12 protein-coding genes and 1 pseudogene are annotated in these 15,799 nt (G+C 60.8%); 9 read left to right on the top strand and 4 right to left on the bottom strand.

The annotated features are described in order from the left end of the window. Positions 1 to 25: 25 nt before the first annotated feature. The 4 genes and pseudogenes from M2282_RS03370 to tnpC all read left to right on the top strand — a co-directional run bounded on the left by M2282_RS03370 (position 26) and on the right by tnpC (position 3,876). Positions 26 to 1,303 carry a hypothetical protein gene (locus tag M2282_RS03370; protein WP_280807364.1) on the top strand — a complete coding sequence of 426 codons (1,278 nt, stop codon included), beginning with the start codon at positions 26 to 28 and terminating at the stop codon, positions 1,301 to 1,303. A 187-nt stretch (positions 1,304 to 1,490) separates the two neighbouring features. Next, positions 1,491 to 1,850 carry a transposase gene (locus M2282_RS03365; protein WP_280807363.1) on the top strand — a complete coding sequence of 120 codons (360 nt, stop codon included), beginning with the start codon at positions 1,491 to 1,493 and terminating at the stop codon, positions 1,848 to 1,850. Beyond that, positions 1,847 to 2,182 (top strand): IS66 family insertion sequence element accessory protein TnpB, encoded by a 336-nt coding sequence (gene tnpB / locus M2282_RS03360; RefSeq protein WP_280807362.1) that lies wholly within the window; start codon positions 1,847 to 1,849, stop codon positions 2,180 to 2,182. Before M2282_RS03365 ends, tnpB begins: the two co-directional genes overlap by 4 nt. Before the next feature lie 73 nt (positions 2,183 to 2,255). Continuing rightward, positions 2,256 to 3,876 (top strand): annotated as a pseudogene (tnpC, locus tag M2282_RS03355) (IS66 family transposase). A 19-nt stretch (positions 3,877 to 3,895) separates the two neighbouring features. On the opposite strand, the gene M2282_RS03350 reads toward tnpC, so the two are convergent. The 4 genes from M2282_RS03350 to M2282_RS03335 form a co-directional block, all read right to left on the bottom strand. Continuing rightward, a complete protein-coding gene (locus tag M2282_RS03350) occupies positions 3,896 to 4,444 on the bottom strand; it encodes a hypothetical protein (RefSeq protein ID WP_125953059.1) in 549 nt (182 codons plus the stop codon). A gap of 245 nt (positions 4,445 to 4,689) precedes the next feature. After that, on the bottom strand, positions 4,690 to 5,337 hold the full coding sequence (locus M2282_RS03345; protein WP_280807361.1) for a hypothetical protein: 648 nt from the start codon (positions 5,335 to 5,337) through the stop codon (positions 4,690 to 4,692). Between the two features lie 298 nt (positions 5,338 to 5,635). Further along, positions 5,636 to 6,667, bottom strand: coding sequence for a lipase family protein (locus M2282_RS03340; RefSeq protein WP_280807360.1), 1,032 nt, complete (start codon positions 6,665 to 6,667; stop codon positions 5,636 to 5,638). A 311-nt stretch (positions 6,668 to 6,978) separates the two neighbouring features. Further along, complete coding sequence (locus M2282_RS03335) at positions 6,979 to 7,731, bottom strand: hypothetical protein (RefSeq protein ID WP_280807359.1); 753 nt, start codon at positions 7,729 to 7,731, stop codon at positions 6,979 to 6,981. 714 nt (positions 7,732 to 8,445) lie between these two features. Here M2282_RS03335 and M2282_RS03330 point away from each other — a divergent pair. The 5 genes from M2282_RS03330 (at position 8,446) to M2282_RS03310 (ending at position 15,565) form a co-directional block, all read left to right on the top strand. Then, positions 8,446 to 9,015 (top strand): hypothetical protein, encoded by a 570-nt coding sequence (locus M2282_RS03330; protein WP_280807358.1) that lies wholly within the window; start codon positions 8,446 to 8,448, stop codon positions 9,013 to 9,015. Between the two features lie 118 nt (positions 9,016 to 9,133). Next, positions 9,134 to 12,832: an ATP-binding protein gene (locus tag M2282_RS03325; RefSeq protein WP_280807357.1), complete on the top strand. Its 3,699-nt coding sequence runs from the start codon at positions 9,134 to 9,136 to the stop codon at positions 12,830 to 12,832. Then, positions 12,829 to 13,488, top strand: coding sequence for a hypothetical protein (locus tag M2282_RS03320; RefSeq protein WP_280807356.1), 660 nt, complete (start codon positions 12,829 to 12,831; stop codon positions 13,486 to 13,488). The genes M2282_RS03325 and M2282_RS03320 overlap by 4 nt, the downstream gene beginning before the upstream one ends. Continuing rightward, positions 13,485 to 14,738: a hypothetical protein gene (locus M2282_RS03315; RefSeq protein ID WP_280807355.1), complete on the top strand. Its 1,254-nt coding sequence runs from the start codon at positions 13,485 to 13,487 to the stop codon at positions 14,736 to 14,738. The genes M2282_RS03320 and M2282_RS03315 overlap by 4 nt, the downstream gene beginning before the upstream one ends. Further along, positions 14,735 to 15,565, top strand: coding sequence for a DUF7281 domain-containing protein (locus M2282_RS03310; protein WP_280807354.1), 831 nt, complete (start codon positions 14,735 to 14,737; stop codon positions 15,563 to 15,565). The genes M2282_RS03315 and M2282_RS03310 overlap by 4 nt, the downstream gene beginning before the upstream one ends. Positions 15,566 to 15,799 lie beyond the last annotated feature (234 nt).

Raw genomic sequence — 15,799 nt, 5'->3', positions numbered from 1 at the left:
TGGTGGGGAACTCGAGGAATGACATTTGACTATTGAGAAAATTAACTCGCCGGCCATTGAGGTTGATGTTGCGTACTACGACACAGCTGAGGCTCAGAAGTTTAAAAGCTATCCACAGGATTTGCAGAAAGGACTGGCCGAACTGACGTCGGGGCCGGTATCAATATCCACCAGTACGTTCCTGTATTTCTTTTTATTTCACCGCATGGCTCGAGGCATGCCTGGCTATGAGTCTACAGAAGCTGTACGGCGGGACCTGAGCCGCGCAGTAAACGCGATAGACACGGCGTTGATTCACAACGGGGTGTCGTTAGCGTTGCCGAGTCCTCAAACCAGACCACCAAATGACGTTGCGGAACATTTGGGAGAAGCTGTCGGTTTGGCCGTTGCCAGCAAACTTCATGGCCTGACAGAAGCTGACTGGCAACGTTTAGAGGTAAAGGGCTTTGGAAAAAACAAGAAACTGACCCCGAGTTTCGACTATCAACTCGCGGCGGAGGAAAACCGATTTGTTCAGGTGGAGACCAAGGGCAGTGTAGTAGACCGCAATCAACTTAAGGCATCTGTCGTCTCACTACACAAGGCCAACATCACAAAGAAGAAAGTTAAGTTATCGACTCTCCCTAGTGATGCCGAAGATCCCTATCCTGCCGATGTTCGATACGGGACTATTACGACGGTTGATGGAAGGATCGACTCGCGCTTGCGATGCTGGCTTGTCGATCCACCGGCCGAGGGTTTGCCAATCGAGCCGCGTGCCTACAAGCTCCTCTCGAGAATGACATTTCTCGCGAGATGGCTGGGCCTTGTTAGCCCTCGGTCTCAGCTTACGTCCGCGTTGGCGAGTCGGCTCAATGCGCTACTCGCTTTGAATGATCCTTTGGACTTGGACTCGGTTCCATTGGTACGAGGAAGTGGCGAGGAGTTCAAGTTCTTTCTATCTTCTGCAAATTCGGATCACTACACCTTCTTTGGTGGTAGGTCTAGACTGCTGGGATTCCCGGGCGGTGGCTTAGCGATCGTGCTGAGCGAAAAGAGTATCGCATTTATTGGAATTAACCAGAATCTATTGCCTCTAGCGGCCGACCAGCGCTTTGACGAGATTCTGGAGTACGGCGCAACGTCCACAACTGAGCGGTGGCCGATTGAGTTGGTTCTTCGGCACGACGAGGCGTCAAGGCTTGGCGTTGATTCTGTCCCGTGGGAGGAGATGGATCGCGGACATGTCAAGTTGCGTACTGAAGGAAACTTTCACTTTATCCGATCAGGGCTAGTATTTGGCATTTTGGATCCTAGGGTCTGAATTGTCTTAATTTTACATAAGTTGCTGGTGCCAATTGATCTGCCGAGATTTTGGTTTTTGCGAATGCGGGTTCTTTGCGAGTTGAGACCTGGGGCGGTTCCAGTCGCCGATAAGGGGTATGCGTCCGCCCAACACATATTGAATCCCCCAGGCGGCTGGGCCAGCATGGTGTGCACCAGACCAATAGGTGGACACCATCAAAGACTCCAAGCGACTCATTCGGCGGCGCCATGATGCCGCCCTCAAGGCTCAAGTTCTGGCCGAATGCGCCAAGCCCGACGCTTCGGTGGCCGGCATCGCGCTGGCCCATGGCCTGAACGCCAACCTGGTGCACAAGTGGCGCCGGATGGCTGCGGGGCCATCAACGCAGAAGCCGGTTGTGAACCCGATCCCCGCTCACTCGTTCATCGCGTTGCCGGTTGCGCCTCCCGCGGTTACGCCCGCCCAAGAACTGGTCATCGAACTGCGTCGAGGCACGCTCATGGTCAAGGCCACATGGCCCATCACCGCTGCCGCCGAGTGCGCGGCCTGGATGCGCGACTTGTGATCCGCATCGATGCGGTGTGGCTTGCGGCCGAGCCCTTGGACATGCGCGCCGGCACCGACACCGCGTTGGCGCGCGTCGTGCAAGTCTTCGGATCGGCCAAGCCTCATCACGCCTACCTGTTCTCCAACCGAAGGGCCAACCGCATGAAGGTCCTTGTGCATGACGGCATCGGGATCTGGCTATGCGCTCGCCGACTCCATCAGGGCCGCTTCCTCTGGGCCAACACCGCCCTGGGGGCGCAGATGGCTCTGTCTCGTGAACAGCTCGACGCGCTCGTGCTCGGGCTACCGTGGCAGCGCCTGGGTAATGGAGGCGCCATCACCATGGCGTGAGCGGGAGGTGGTCCCGCAGCAATTGGGGCGTTTGCGAATGGCCCTTGCCGCGGAGTTCGGCACACTGGCGTCCATGCTCACCAGCGAACAACTCCAGGGACTCGGCGAGGCCGAGCTGCGCGCGCTGGCGCAGGGGTTGCTAGCCCAGATCACGGAGCGCGATGGCTTGATCGCCGAGCGGGATGCCGAGATCGCGCTCAGGCAAGCCCAGCTCACGCAGGCCGACGGCGAGATCCTGATGAAGGATCGCAAGCTCGTCTGGAGCGAAGCACGCATAGACCAACTCACCCACGAGATCGCGGTGCTCAAGCGCTGGAAGTTCGGTGCCCGCAGCGAGCAACTCGACGCCACGCAGAAGAGCCTGCTCGACGAGACCGTCGACGCCGACATTGCTGCCATCGAACTGGAACTCGAGCTGTTTAGAACGAAGCCGCTGCCCTCGGCGCCGCAGCACCCAAAGCGGGCACCGCTGCCTGCTCACCTGCCGCGCACGTCGTTCCATCACGAACCCGCCTGCACCACCTGCAGGTGCGGCTGCGAGCTCAAGCGCATAGGCGAGGACGTGAGCGAGAAGCTCGACTACACGCCTGGTGTGTTCACGGTGGAGCGCCATGTTCGGGGCAAATGGGCCTGCGCGAAGTGCGTGACCCTGATCCAGGCGCCGGTGCCCGCACAAGTCATCGATAAGGGCATGCCGACCGCCGGCTTGCTGGCCCAAGTGCTGGTGGTGAAGTACGCCGACCACATGCCCCTGTACCGCCAGGAGAGCATCTTCGCGCGGGCAGGCATGCCGCTGGCGCGCTCCACGCTGGCCGAATGGGTGGGCGTATGCGGCGTGCAGCTGCAGCCGCTGGTCGACGCGCTCAAGCAAGGAGATCCTGAGCCACAGCGTGCTGCACGCCGACGAGACGCCGGTGGCGATGCTCACGCCGGGCAAGAAGAAGACGCACAAGGCCTACCTGTGGGCATACTGCCCCGGTGTCTTTGAGGACCTCCGGGCCGTCGTCTATGACTTCGCGGACAGCCGCGCCGGCGAGCACGCTCGGGCCTTCCTGCAGCAGGGCAGCGAGCCGTGGATCGGCAAGCTGGTGTGCGACGACTACGCTGGATACAAGGCCAGCTTCACACAGGGCGTCACCGAGATTGGCTGCGCTGCGCACGCGCGGCGCAAGTTCTTCGAGCTTCAGGCGAGCACCAAGAGTGCCGTGGCTAAGCAGGCGATGAAGTTCTTCGGTGAGCTCTACGAGATCGAGCGCGAGGTGCACGGCTTGACCATGCAGCAACGCTTGGCGATCCGCCAACACAAGGCCAGGCCCGTGGCCGATGCGCTGCACGCATGGATGGTCGCGCACCGCCTTCGCGCGACCGATGGCACGGCGCTGGCCCGCGCGCTGGACTACAGCCTGAAGCGATGGACCGCGCTCACGCGCTACATCGACGATGGGCAATTGCCGATCGACAACAACTGGGTGGAGAACCAGATCCGCCCGATCGCTCTCGGGCGCTCGAACTGGTTGTTCGCGGGCTCGCTGCGGGCGGGGCAACGCGCGGCCGCGGTGATGAGCTTGATCCAGTCGGCCAAGCTGAACGGGCTCGATCCGTACGCGTACTTAAAGGACGTCCTGCAGCGCCTGCCCACGCACAAAGCGCGTCTCGTGGGGGAGTTGCTGCCGCATCGCTGGACGCCAGGCTAGACCGCCGAGAGGGAAGGCCTCAACTCTGACATATCTCTCCAGAATCCAGTCGCAATCGAAAGGACTTCCAGCCTCCTGGAGGGTCCCACTCAGCATCGCCAAAGATCTCACCGTCTTGGACTCGGTGAATGACGACACCATCGATTCCAAGCCCTGACCTCCGCCACAAGAGTTGGCCAGCGCCGTCGAAGCGCAGCAACTCTGAAGCCGATGCGACCAGCACCGACGAACCAAGATTGGGCGACTCAAGATCCAAAGTCGTGAATACATGGCCGAAGTAGCCATCGAGCGAGTGCGATGCCAAGCTCGCCGTCTTGGGCGAGAACACCGCAACTTGCTGACCGTAGCCGATGTAAACCAGTTCGCCGATGCAGCGTACGTCTTGAAAGCAAGATTGGCCAACGCTTGCGAACAAATCGACTCGCCATCGAACCCCCGATCCCACGCTGATCCCGACTGCCATGACCACACGTTCCGTTGATCCAGAAGGGTTCCCGAGTACGACGCAACCGGCGTCCTGCCAGTTGCTGATGTCCTCGGTGGCAATGAAGGTCGCTTGCAGGCTCATTCGCATCAGTCTAATGGGGCAGGTCGGCTGGTCCGTCAACACGGATTGCTCGGACGCTTACGATAAGGGGGTATTGACGTGCCTTTGGTTATCGACGGTTGGGCCCATGGCGTCTGGCTTTGTGCGTCACCGGGCAGGCGCATGGCCCCAGCGCCCGCGCCGGAATCGCCGCCAACTGCGTCGCGCAGTCCTCATCTCGAGCGGCGGCATACATCGGGGTGCGGGATGGTCACACCCTAGCGAAGTCAGTACGCCCTTTTGCTATCGCCGATCATCCAAAGCAGTTTGTCCACAATCCTGATGTCGTACTGGTACTGCTCCTTGTATTGGCGGCGCAATTCAGTGAGTGCGGGTGTATTGACGGCCAGCAGCTTGCGGACCAAACCCTGGTATCGCATATACGCCGCGACGGCGGAATCAATGTCGGCGAGCTCTCTGATCATCGGCGCTGCACCGATCCGCTCAGTGCTTCCGAGGTCAGGGTCAACGCATTGAAGGGTCACCAGTGCGCGATGAACGAATGCGTCGTAGATGACGATGTCGTGGGGATACAGGCACCAAAGCAGCTTGGACGTCGCCGACATCCAACTCCGCGGCTTTACCTTGAAGAGCGCGATGAGTAGTTCTCGATATAGGTCGGCGACAATTGTGTCGTTGATGCGAGTGGCGCGGTGGTGTTGCTGTGCGAAAGTAAGAAATCGCTTCGCGATCTTGTTGCGAGAATCGCCCTCGATACCTTGGAAGAGGCCATAGTTTCTCATCCACTTCTTAACAAGTTCATGATCGGCCCCGTTCATGCGTAGCATATCGACCATGAGTGGATCCCCGTCAATCTGTCGCTGCATATCACACGCGATGGGGTACTTCTCCTCCAGGTATTTCTTGAAGCTCATAGGACCTTCCTAGTTGTTGGGGCGCGCGGGCTACGAGCACCACATCGATGATGATAGGTAACTGAATCCGCCTGCTAGCACTTGGAATCGGGGGTGTAGCGCAGCAACTATCTGTAATGAGGCACTCTTGTGACCCTCTCTATCGCTAGTTCAGACCAAGGCGGAACCAGCCAGCAGCTTCGCATCTGTGAAGCTCCCGTTATCGGCAAATGATCATGGAGAGAGGGGAGGTTGCTGCTAGCCACGCGCAGCGTTCTTCAGGCATTGGTCGCGCGGATCTTCCCCACCTTGCCAATAATCAGTTTGCAACGACGCCAGCCAGGCACGCTGGTTTTTCGGCGGCTGGGAGGTTTCGTGCCATGAACTTTGCCAATTCATGCATGCCATGTGCGTGCACTGAGCCAGAGGGCAATAGCGTCCGGAATGTCCAGTCATCGAGGTAGCGGATATCGATCCACTTTTGACCCTGATTGCGCTCATCGCCTGGATTCCCGAAGTGCACAAGCGATCGAAGACTGGCGAGCACCTCACCGCGCTTGTAGATTCGATAGATTGTGAGTCCTTTGGCCTGCTCTTGGAAGTTCGGCGAGTCCCTCTTGCCCGAAACGGGTGAGGGGTCGAAGGCATAGACTTCTTTAACGATCGGCACGTCGCTCGACGCCTCTAGTGAATATGCGAATCGCTGCGACAAGCCTCCTCCGAGCGAGTGGCCGGTCGAAACAATCCGCGCCTCATTGAGCCATTTCCAACCATCCTCGTCACGTCGATTCTTGTACGCTTTGACGAACACCGGCACGAAGATGTCCGTCAGGACCGTGTACTCGTCTCGACGCTCAGAGTCGAAGAATCGCAAAGACCATCGAAGGTTTGCCTTCCAGTCGTCGGAGCTAGATGCAGCAGTACCACCGAACGCTACGACGACCTGCCGGGTCTGCTCGTTGGACCAAACTTCAGCGCGAAGGTGCACTTCCCGCATCTTCTGCGCTGCTTCTGCGTACTGCTCATTCAACTGCGGTCTGAGCGACGGGAGGTCAGCCCATTGCACCCATCCGCGTTGGGTGAGAAAGGCGTGGGGCTCCGGACAGGTCGGGCTGCTATCGAGTGGCTTCCGCTTGGGATCGTCCGAGTCCTGGTAAGCAGCAACTGCGGACCAAGCGTACGGCCAGTGCATCGCCGAAGCATCACCAACGCTCTTCCAAAGTTCCAGCTTACCGCCGGCTTCACGCCGATAGACATCGTTAGGTGTTTGGTTGAAGCTTGCACAGCCGGATAGAGATACTAGACAGCTGGCCAATGCAGTAACGCCCACGGAGAGCAGGCTAAAGTGCATGGGCGAACTCTCCCGGTCTCTTGGGAACATCGCAGGCTCGACATGAGCCACTTTCACATCTCGAATTACCATCAATTACCTTTTGGCTGCATATCGACCTTTTCGTTAGAAAGATGCGGAAAATTACGACCTACGAGGGCGATCTTCGACTCGTCTTGCCTCCGCTCTGTCCCTCGCCAGGCAGCATGCGGAGCGCAGGAAGCGCCAACTCATCATGTGCATCTCGCTCACGCGCTGAGCGCAAGTGTCCAAGTTTCGCCATCGATCACTCGCTTACGTGGCGGCATGTGTAGTTGCGAGAGGTTGAGTCTTTACGGCTTGCGGCGTGATTTCCATAAGCCCCAGTTGCATCGCAGCGCGCCGACAGTGACCGAAGTACGCAAGGAAGCACCTGATGAAGTCGCTTCGAACAGGCTCCAGTTGGCCGCCGGATACGGTACCGCAAAGCGGTTCTCGTGGACGTCACCGCTCAGGAGCAGGATACGATGGTCCCGAGCGAGTTCCAGCATCTTGTCGTGCTCAGCCTGACCCGACATCCGTGTTTCGCCGTGGCGTGCTTCAAAGACCGATCCACTGGCAACAATGTGCACGGTCTTTGTTGGCGAGGAAAAAATGGACGACGCCAACTTGCTCATTTGCGCTGGGCCTAACACCGCAGCTTCACCGCCACCGGTCTTGCAGCTTCTTCCGTCGGTAAGGTGAAATCGCGACGGATTGGCTGCGTCGCCGACGTCGATCATCCGGTAGCCTCGCTCCTTGATATCGGAACGCCAGGGGTCTGCAGGTCCGGGAAAGGTTGTGGGATCGTGCACATCCAACGCATCACGGTAGGCTTGGAATGCTGCCAGTGTTGAAGGAATGAGGTGCTTCAATGAATTTTGCTTCCCCACCTGCGCGCCGCAGGCACCGTTCCAGAGAAGGTCGTAGTCCTCCCGGATCGGGTCAATTCGTAGCTCGCGAAGGCGAACCAAGTTAGCGGACTGAGGCTGAGTCAACTGATCCCGAAGGCGCCCCGTGGCATGTCTTGCAAAGGTGTCGGCGCCCATTGCCTTGACTGCAGACATGCTCGACCCATCCGCATCGTAGTACGCTGAGTCGCCCAGTAGCAAGAGGTGATCGGGCAGTGGGTTGGCCGCTGCGATCTGACCCCCGGTGGGCTGTTGCTTGCAGGAGGTGAAGGCAACTCGCATAGTGCGTCAACTTCATTCGATAGGAGACGAATGCTAGGACGCTTCGGGGGCGCTTGTACCTCCCTTGTTCGTGGGAGGCCGCCAAATAGCTAGTCGGCGATAACTGGGTGTTTCCGCGCCTATGGTTATCGCCGGTTGGGCGACCCGCCTCATCGTTGGCGCGAAAGTAGTTTGTATCGGAGCCGCTTCGATAGGCAGGGTATGGCTCGACAAGCCGACAAGCCGACAAGCCGACAAGCGGAATGTCGCGCGTGCTAGGCGGCTGCTTCTGGCTGACTGCGGTGAATTGTCGTCTCAGCAATGAGTGACTGCATTCCCCGCTAGCGGACGTCAGTTGTCGGCGCGAGAACTGCGGCCACGGTACTCTATGGGTGATTGGCTCTGCTTTCTGGCAACTTGACCGCGCAGGAATTCAGAAGGAGTTGTTGCCATCGATGGAAGCCAAAAAACTCAGGCATATCGTGCGTCTGCAAGTGGCGCTGGCTGCTCGGCGAGGCGGGCGGCACTGGTGTTGCAACGCGGCCTGTGCCGGAGCCCGCTTACGGACGCTTTTGCCTAGGCGCCAAGCTTCGTTCATGATCGCTAATCATGATCCATGAATCTCATTACTGGAAAGACGACCTCATCAAGTCCGCCGCTTCGCTCGAGCGTCGTCTAAAGCAACAGCGCTGGTACGACGGAACGTTCGCGGACGTCGAGAAGAAGGTCATGCTCGGGTTCTACGCCATCCGCAAGTTGACCGAGGCACACAAGATCGATGACAAAACGTCAGGTCAGAGCCTCTCAGTGATCGTATTTCCGTCGGCTGGCAAGCTGGTGACACGGAACAACCGGCATCGATGGTGGGAGCTCTACGATCTGGAAGACCCGCGCAAGACAAAGATGCAGCTGCTCCCGGTGTGCCACCAGTTCGTTCACAGCTACGTCTTCAGCTGCGCATTCGACGAGGAACGCGTTCTGGAATCGGTGCTTGTGTCGTCCGACCGCGAGCGCAACCGCATGCTGTTTGGCGTGCCGGTCGGCGAGGTGATTCGCGTGTTCAAGAGTGTCGGAGAAAACTACCCGAACTCCTACCGTTCCTCGTTCAGCGAGGCGAAGCGCGATTACGACGTCATCATCAAGACGGAGAAGCGAGGCGAGATCTCGATTCGCGGATGACGCACCGCGAACCAAGCCTTGACGAGATCGCTTGCGCTGCCAAGAACGAACGAACCAGATATGCCGACCGTCGTAGCGTTTACGGGGCGGGGACGTAGCAAATAAAACGAAGCACTCAATGACATACCGCCTTTGCCGCACGCTGCTTGTGAATGCCGGCACCAATCAACGAGTCCCCAGCGCCCGAATCACGGCCGTCGATCCGCGCGGTGGCGCGGCCGTGCTCGGAGACAACGGCGTTGGCAAGACCAGCACGCTGCAGATCGTGCCACTGTTCTTCGGTCATCCACCAAGTCAGATTGTCTCGGCGGGCCAGGGCAATCTGCCGATGATCCGGTTCTTGCTCCCGACTGACGCGAGCGCCATCGCCTTCGAGTATCAGCGTGGCCCGAACGAGGCGGACATGCGGCTCGCGGTCATCCGCCGTCGCGCCGACGATCCCGATACGCCGTTCTATCGCTTCTACACCTGCGGATTCATCAAGGAGCTGTTCGTGCGCGACGGACGCTTCCTGAGCGACGACGAGACCCAGTTGCGCGCCACCGAGCTCGACATCCAGACCAGCAGCAAGCTCAGCACCGCGGAATACAGGAGCGTCATCCTGCGTGTGCCCTCCAACACCAAAGAGAGGGATCGGCTGCGACGCTTCAGCCTGGAGTGGTCGTATGGCCCTAAGCCGCTGGACAACCTGGATCGTCTCGTCGCCGCCATGGTGAAGAAGCATGTCAAGTTCTCCGACATCGTGCAGGTGGCCGTGGGCCTCGCGCAGCAGGACATTGGACAGGGCTCTGAGCGGTCCCGGCTCGTCTTTCGACAGGGCAGGGCGCCGATCGAGCGTTGGATGCGCAACCGGGATGCCGTAGCCGAAGCGTTCAAGCTCGAAGGTCAAATCGGAGATCTCGGTCTCGACCTGAAGGAACACCGAGCCGCAGAATCGAGATTTCGTGCGCGACGTGCGGACGTGGAGTTCATCAGGCAGGCGAGAGCTGCTGAGCGCGTGGAAGTGGTGCGTACCATCGAGTCCTTGGAGGTGAAGCGGAAGTCCGACCTCGAGCGGGAGGAATTCGAGCGCAACGAAATCTCTGAGGCGAGCAAGGCGGCCACCAAGCTCAGCATCGATTCCAAGGAAGCGTACGACGAAGCCGCGGCCATGGCCGAGCTCTTCGAGAAGGAACGTGCCGGCTACTGGGAATCCCGGATCGAGGAACTGCCCACGCTGCGCCTGAGCCGGCAGAACGCAATGCGCCAAGCCGAGGCCGCGGAGGCGGCGCACGCGTCTGCCACGTCCCGCTATGAGGCGCTGGAGCAGGAACTGCGCACGCGCACAGCCGCCCGTAGCCTCGAGGTCGAAACGAGCAAGCAGCCCCACCGGGATCGACTGGCCCAGGCGCTTGCCCAGATCAACGCGGCGGAAGAGGGCGCAAAAACGCAGGCGACCGCGCTGCGCGATGCCCAGCGCGAGACACTGAACGCCGCCAAGGAGCCGCTGCACGAGCAGCGCGGGGCTTGGCAGAGCCGCGTCCGAGAGCCTGCCGCTTCGCCGGAGGCACTCAAAAAACTGCAGGAGGCCAATGAGAGGCGCCACCGGCACACCGATAACCGATCGGCGATCGTCCACTCTCTGGCGGCAGCCAAAGCGAAAGACCTGGAAGCCAAACGCAGCGGCACTCAGCTCGACGGCGAGATCCGCGCCGAGCAAACCCGCCTGCAGGAGCTGATCGCCGCGGCCGACGAAGCGCGCCTGCGGTTGAACCCGCAGCCTGGCTCGCTCCTGGCCAAGTTGCGCGGCCACGCCGACGAGGCCTGGCGCCGCGACCTGGCTAAGGTCATCGATGTTTCTCTGCTGCACCGGGAGGACCTTGACCCCCATTTCATGGAGGAGGGTTCTCGCACGCTCTATGGCTGGGGCCTGCGTACATCGGCCATCGCGTCGCCCGAATGGGTGCACAACGAATCGGCAAAGCGGCTCGCGGAGGAGGCCGAAGCCCGCGTGGGCGCTTCCCGCGCCCACCTGGAGATGCTGCAGGCGCGGGTCGCGACCGTTTCACGGGCCCAGAAGGAAGCGGAGCTCGCAGTTCAGGTCGCCGAATCGGGCTTGTCGATACACGATGCCAAGACCGAGGAGATCACCGCCGGCTTCGAACGGGCCACCCACCGCGTCGAGTCCGAGCGCAGCGGTTCGAAGACAACGGCACAGGCCGAACTCGATCGCCTGGCGTCCGAGCTGCGTGCCATCGAGCAGCAGCTGGTCGGCCTCAACAACTCCTACGCGAAAGACCTCGAGCAGATCCGCCAGGCGCACCAGGCACAGCGCAAAGAGGCGCAGGAGGCGCACGATGCGTCGATTTCCGTGATCGATGAATCGCTCAAGAGCCTGGCGACTGACGCGGACAGACAGGCGAAGGAGATTAATGCGCAGCTCGCTGAGCACCTTTCCGATCAAGGTGTCGATCCAGAGCGACTCTTTGCGCTCAAGAACGACGCCGCCGTCATCAGCCAGCAGGTGGATGAGCTGGAAGCCAAAGAGAGCCTGGTGGGCCGCTGGAGGAAGTGGCAGGCCGCCGGCGGCTCCGTGCGCGTGCAGCAGCTGCAGGCGGCAGCCAGGCGGGATCATGAAGCGGCACGCTCTGCGGCCGATAAGCTGGCCAGGTTCGACCAGGCCGCGGGCGAGGCGAAGCGAGCTCACGAAGAGCTCGCGAGTGCGAAAGAGAAGCGCCGCGAAGACATCGACGATGAGCTGGCGACCCTCGAAGGCTTGGACGACGAGTTCGGGTCCTACCAGGCTGTGGGCGTGTCTGCGATCGACCCGAACACCACTGCGCGCGAGCTTCGGGGCAGGGTGCACGCCGAACTGCAAGGCATCACCAAGCTCGAGACCGTGATCACTTCGACGACGGGCAGGTTGTTGACCGCGATGACCGCCAAGGACTCAGCCGTGCGCGACCTGCTCGAAGCGAGCATGACCGGAACGGGGGAGGACCCTATCGCCCGTGCGCAGGAGCTCGTGACGGCGTATCGCTTGATTGGCCCGCAAGTCGCGACGGACGTCAATCGCACGCTGTCCGCCTTGCTGGCCAACATCGGGGCCTTCCGCAAGGCGATCACGAACTTCGAGCACGAGGTGAAGGTGTTCAACGAGCGGCTGCGGGCCGGCCTCAGTGCGGTCCGTTTCGCGCGCATCAAGGACCTGCGGGTCGACCTGGTGACGAACTTCGACACCCTGGGCTTCTACAAGAAGCTTCAGCGCATGGATGAGGTGGCGCGCCAGCACGCAAGCGAGTATGGCAAGGACGCGTCGCGCGACCTGCCTTCGGACGACGTCACCCAGGCGATCGGCGCATTCCTGAGTGTCCTCGGCAGCGACGGCGCGCTGGAGGTCAACCTGGCGTCGCACATTAACCTGCGCGGTAGCGTCACCGACAACGGCGTGCCGAAGGTGTTCATGCGCGAGAGCGAGTTCGAAAGCATCTCGTCCACCGGGCTCACGACCCTCATCAAGGTTACCTTGATGACCGGGTTGCTCAACACCATCCGCGACAACGAGACGGTCTATATCCCCTGGGTCACGGACGAAGTCGGGACCATCGACGGTGGCAATTTCGTGGCGCTGATGCAGATGCTGCGGGACAACTGGATCGACGTGATGACCGCTTCGCCCGACCTGGGCCCTACCCAGCATGCGCTGTTCGCCCGGCGTTACCTCTTTGAGGACAAGGGTCGTGTCCGTGAATACGTGCCCGCCGGGAGCCTGCGCCCATCACAGGCCGTCGACAACACCAGCATCAACGCCGGTGGGGACATCGAGGTGATGCAATGAATGCCGGTGTTCTGAGACTTCTCTGGGACGGCGAGTACATCTGTCCGGTGCGGTACCCGCTCGAGTACGAAATCCTCAGCGAAGCAACGGAGCAGGAGGAGGTGGGCGCCTGGCTTCTGCACGCCAACCTGCGCCTTGCCCGCCTGGGCGAAGAGGGAGCCTTCTTCATGGCGCCCGATGTGATCGGCGCTGCGGACATCACGCGCATCAAGGGCGAGTTGGCCAAGTTTCGCGATACGTACGGACCGGCCGTGCTCCTGCTGGACTTCATCCGGCAGAGCGACGTTGGCGCAAGACTGCTTGTCCCTGGCGAGTACATCGTCCTCTATGAACTGGAGAGAGCGGTCTCTCAATCGAGTGTGCTGGAGACTCAGCTCAAGTCGCTGATTGGCGTCATCAGCAATGCCGCGCAGCGCAACAGCAACCATGAGAACCTGCGTCGGTTGCTCGAGCATCTGATGCGCGACGGCTACGTCGTGATGGCCAACAAGGACACGGGGGCATACCAGGTCACAGGCAAGATCGACCAGCTGTATGCGGTGCTGCAGTTCCTCGACGAGAACAAGGTCGTTCCGGATCAGGAGGTCGACGATCTGGATGAGGGCGCGCAGCATGAGATGCCTATACACACCGACCCGAAGGAGGACGGCGCGTGACCGAACGTGGTGATCAGGTCCAACGGCTTCTAGCTGGACTGGCGAAGCACGCCGACCTCGTCGCCGAGGCCTACGAAGGTTCAATCTCTGGTGGCGACCGCCAACGCAATTCGGCGATCGAAGCACTGTTCAACCTGAGCGTGTTGATGGCCTACGACGAGGACGAGTATCGGCTCAACCCACGCATTCGTGAGTTCATCTCCGATCACTTTTCCAGCTACCAGGTGCTGCAGGCGCTGAGACGCGTGTCGGGCACCATGCACCAGGCGCGCGAGCAATGGGGCGAGCTTCGCCGGCTCAAGGCCAGCGGCAGCGTGAGGGATCAGGCCCGGGTGGAGAAGGCCCTGGATGAATCGATCGTCGAGATTGCGTATTCCATCGAGCAGAACCTGGCGATGCTGCACTCCCTGATTTCGACTCAGTACGGAAACGTGGACGATCTGGCGTCGAAGCTGCGCCAGAACCGGTTTTACGCGCGCCAGGTGGACATGTTCCTGCGTGACGTGGAGTCCATCGACGCCTTCGTTGAGGTGGTGTCGAACGAGGCCATCGCGGCCGGTCTTCCATACGTGCGAAACGTGGTGACGCGGCGCCTTGGCGCCAAGCGGCTGAGCTGGACGTCCCAGATCAAGGATGCGCAGGCCGCGATCAGCAAACGGCTGTTCGAGGCGCGGCTCATGGAGCAGCAGCTGCGGCGTCTTTCCCGATTTGCACTCTGGATCGGCCGCAACAAGACCATGGATGGCTGGGACGTGGAGGTCGACGAGAAGATTCACCATGCGGTCGTGGGCTCACTGTCGCTGGGCTTCCGGCCTCAGCCAGATGTCTCCGATCCAGACCCGGTCACGACGGAAGGTGTGATGGCGGCCATCGCCCGGTTGCCCGCGTTGCCGTCGGTCGCACCAGTGCAGCAGGAGGCGAGCCTCCAGATCCTCATCGAGGACGAAGAGCATGTGGAGTTCACACTGAGTGCCGAACATGCCGCGCTGGAGGACTTGGCCCTCGCAGTCGCGAAAGCGCGCGAGCCAATTTCCCTGCTCACTTTCAAGCGGGAGCGGCACTCGCTGGTGGACACGAGTGACGCGGCCTGGATGGTGTTCGCGTGCGCCCAGCTCAGGATGCGCAAGTTTCAGCTGGATTTCGTGGAGGCCCTAGAAGAGGATCCTTTCCCGATCAACGAACACTTCCACGATGTGCGCGTGCGAGCGCCACTGGTAACGGCCTCTTTGGCAGGGCTTGCTCTGTCATGACGTTCACGTCGCAGCAGATCTCCTTCCTGCAGCGTCTCGTCGCCGTGGCGCCTGCCTCGACCCGCAGCGGCCCGACGGCGCTTTTTTTCAGCGAGCACTACAGCATTGGAGCGCCGGTCGGCAGGGATGTGACCTACAGCCCACAGCACCATGCGATGGCCGCGAAGCTTTTGCAGGCCCATCAGCTCCCGGTGGTCAAGCTCGCAGAGGGAGCCAGCCGCGCCGAGGCGGCGGCATTCGGTGGCATGTCCGAGAAGCACTTCAGCGCCGCGCCTCGCGCGCGATCGGTTTCGGTCCGCTGCATCGGAAACTGCACCCTCGACGGCCGCAGCCTCTACACGCCCGATGGAACTCACCTGGTGGCGACGCTCGAGCAGGCTCGTGCCCTCGCCTGCGATGAGATCATGGTCGTCGAGAACTTCGAGACCTTCCGCCAGATCATGTCCTACCGCTGGATTCGATGGGTCGGCGCCGGGACGCTGGTGGTCTACCGCGGCGATCCGGAGAGCCCCAACGAGGATGCGGCGGCTCTTGTGCGGGAGCGGACTGAGCCCGTGAGAGGCTTCTACGACTTCGATCCGGCCGGGCTCATCATGGCCAGAGCCATCCCGGCCGACAGGTTCCGGGGCCTTGTGCTTCCCGGGCGCGACTGGCTGAGGGCCGCCGCCAACACGCCGCATGGACGCCAACTCTACGACAAGCAACTGCGTGCGTTTGGCGCCGCACTGGACGACGTCAGCGACGCGTTCATCCGGCAGAACTGGGTGTTCATGAAGTCTCTCGCCAGCGCGGTAGCGCAGGAACGAATGCTGAATGCGTCGGATTGAGTCAGCACGAGCAGCGGTTCCGGAATGTTCTGCTGAGCCGCCACCGACGAGGCGGCTCTTACTGAGCAAGGTTTTTTCGAACGTACTTCGCTTGCCCGCCGGGAATTGAGGCCCGCTGCAGCAGTTCTCTTGCTTCTAAGTCAGCCTCTTTCAAGTCAAAATGAATTCTTCGGTGACTGCGAGCGATGAGACGATGAGAAAAGCCCAGGCTCCTTCCCCCTTTCCAACGGCGCG

Origin of the sequence: Variovorax boronicumulans, assembly GCF_029892485.1 — a bacterium.
GTDB lineage: Bacteria > Pseudomonadota > Gammaproteobacteria > Burkholderiales > Burkholderiaceae_C > Variovorax > Variovorax boronicumulans_B.
The sequence above is the reverse complement of the archived record's forward strand: the minus strand, read 5'-3'. Positions and strand labels throughout refer to the sequence as shown.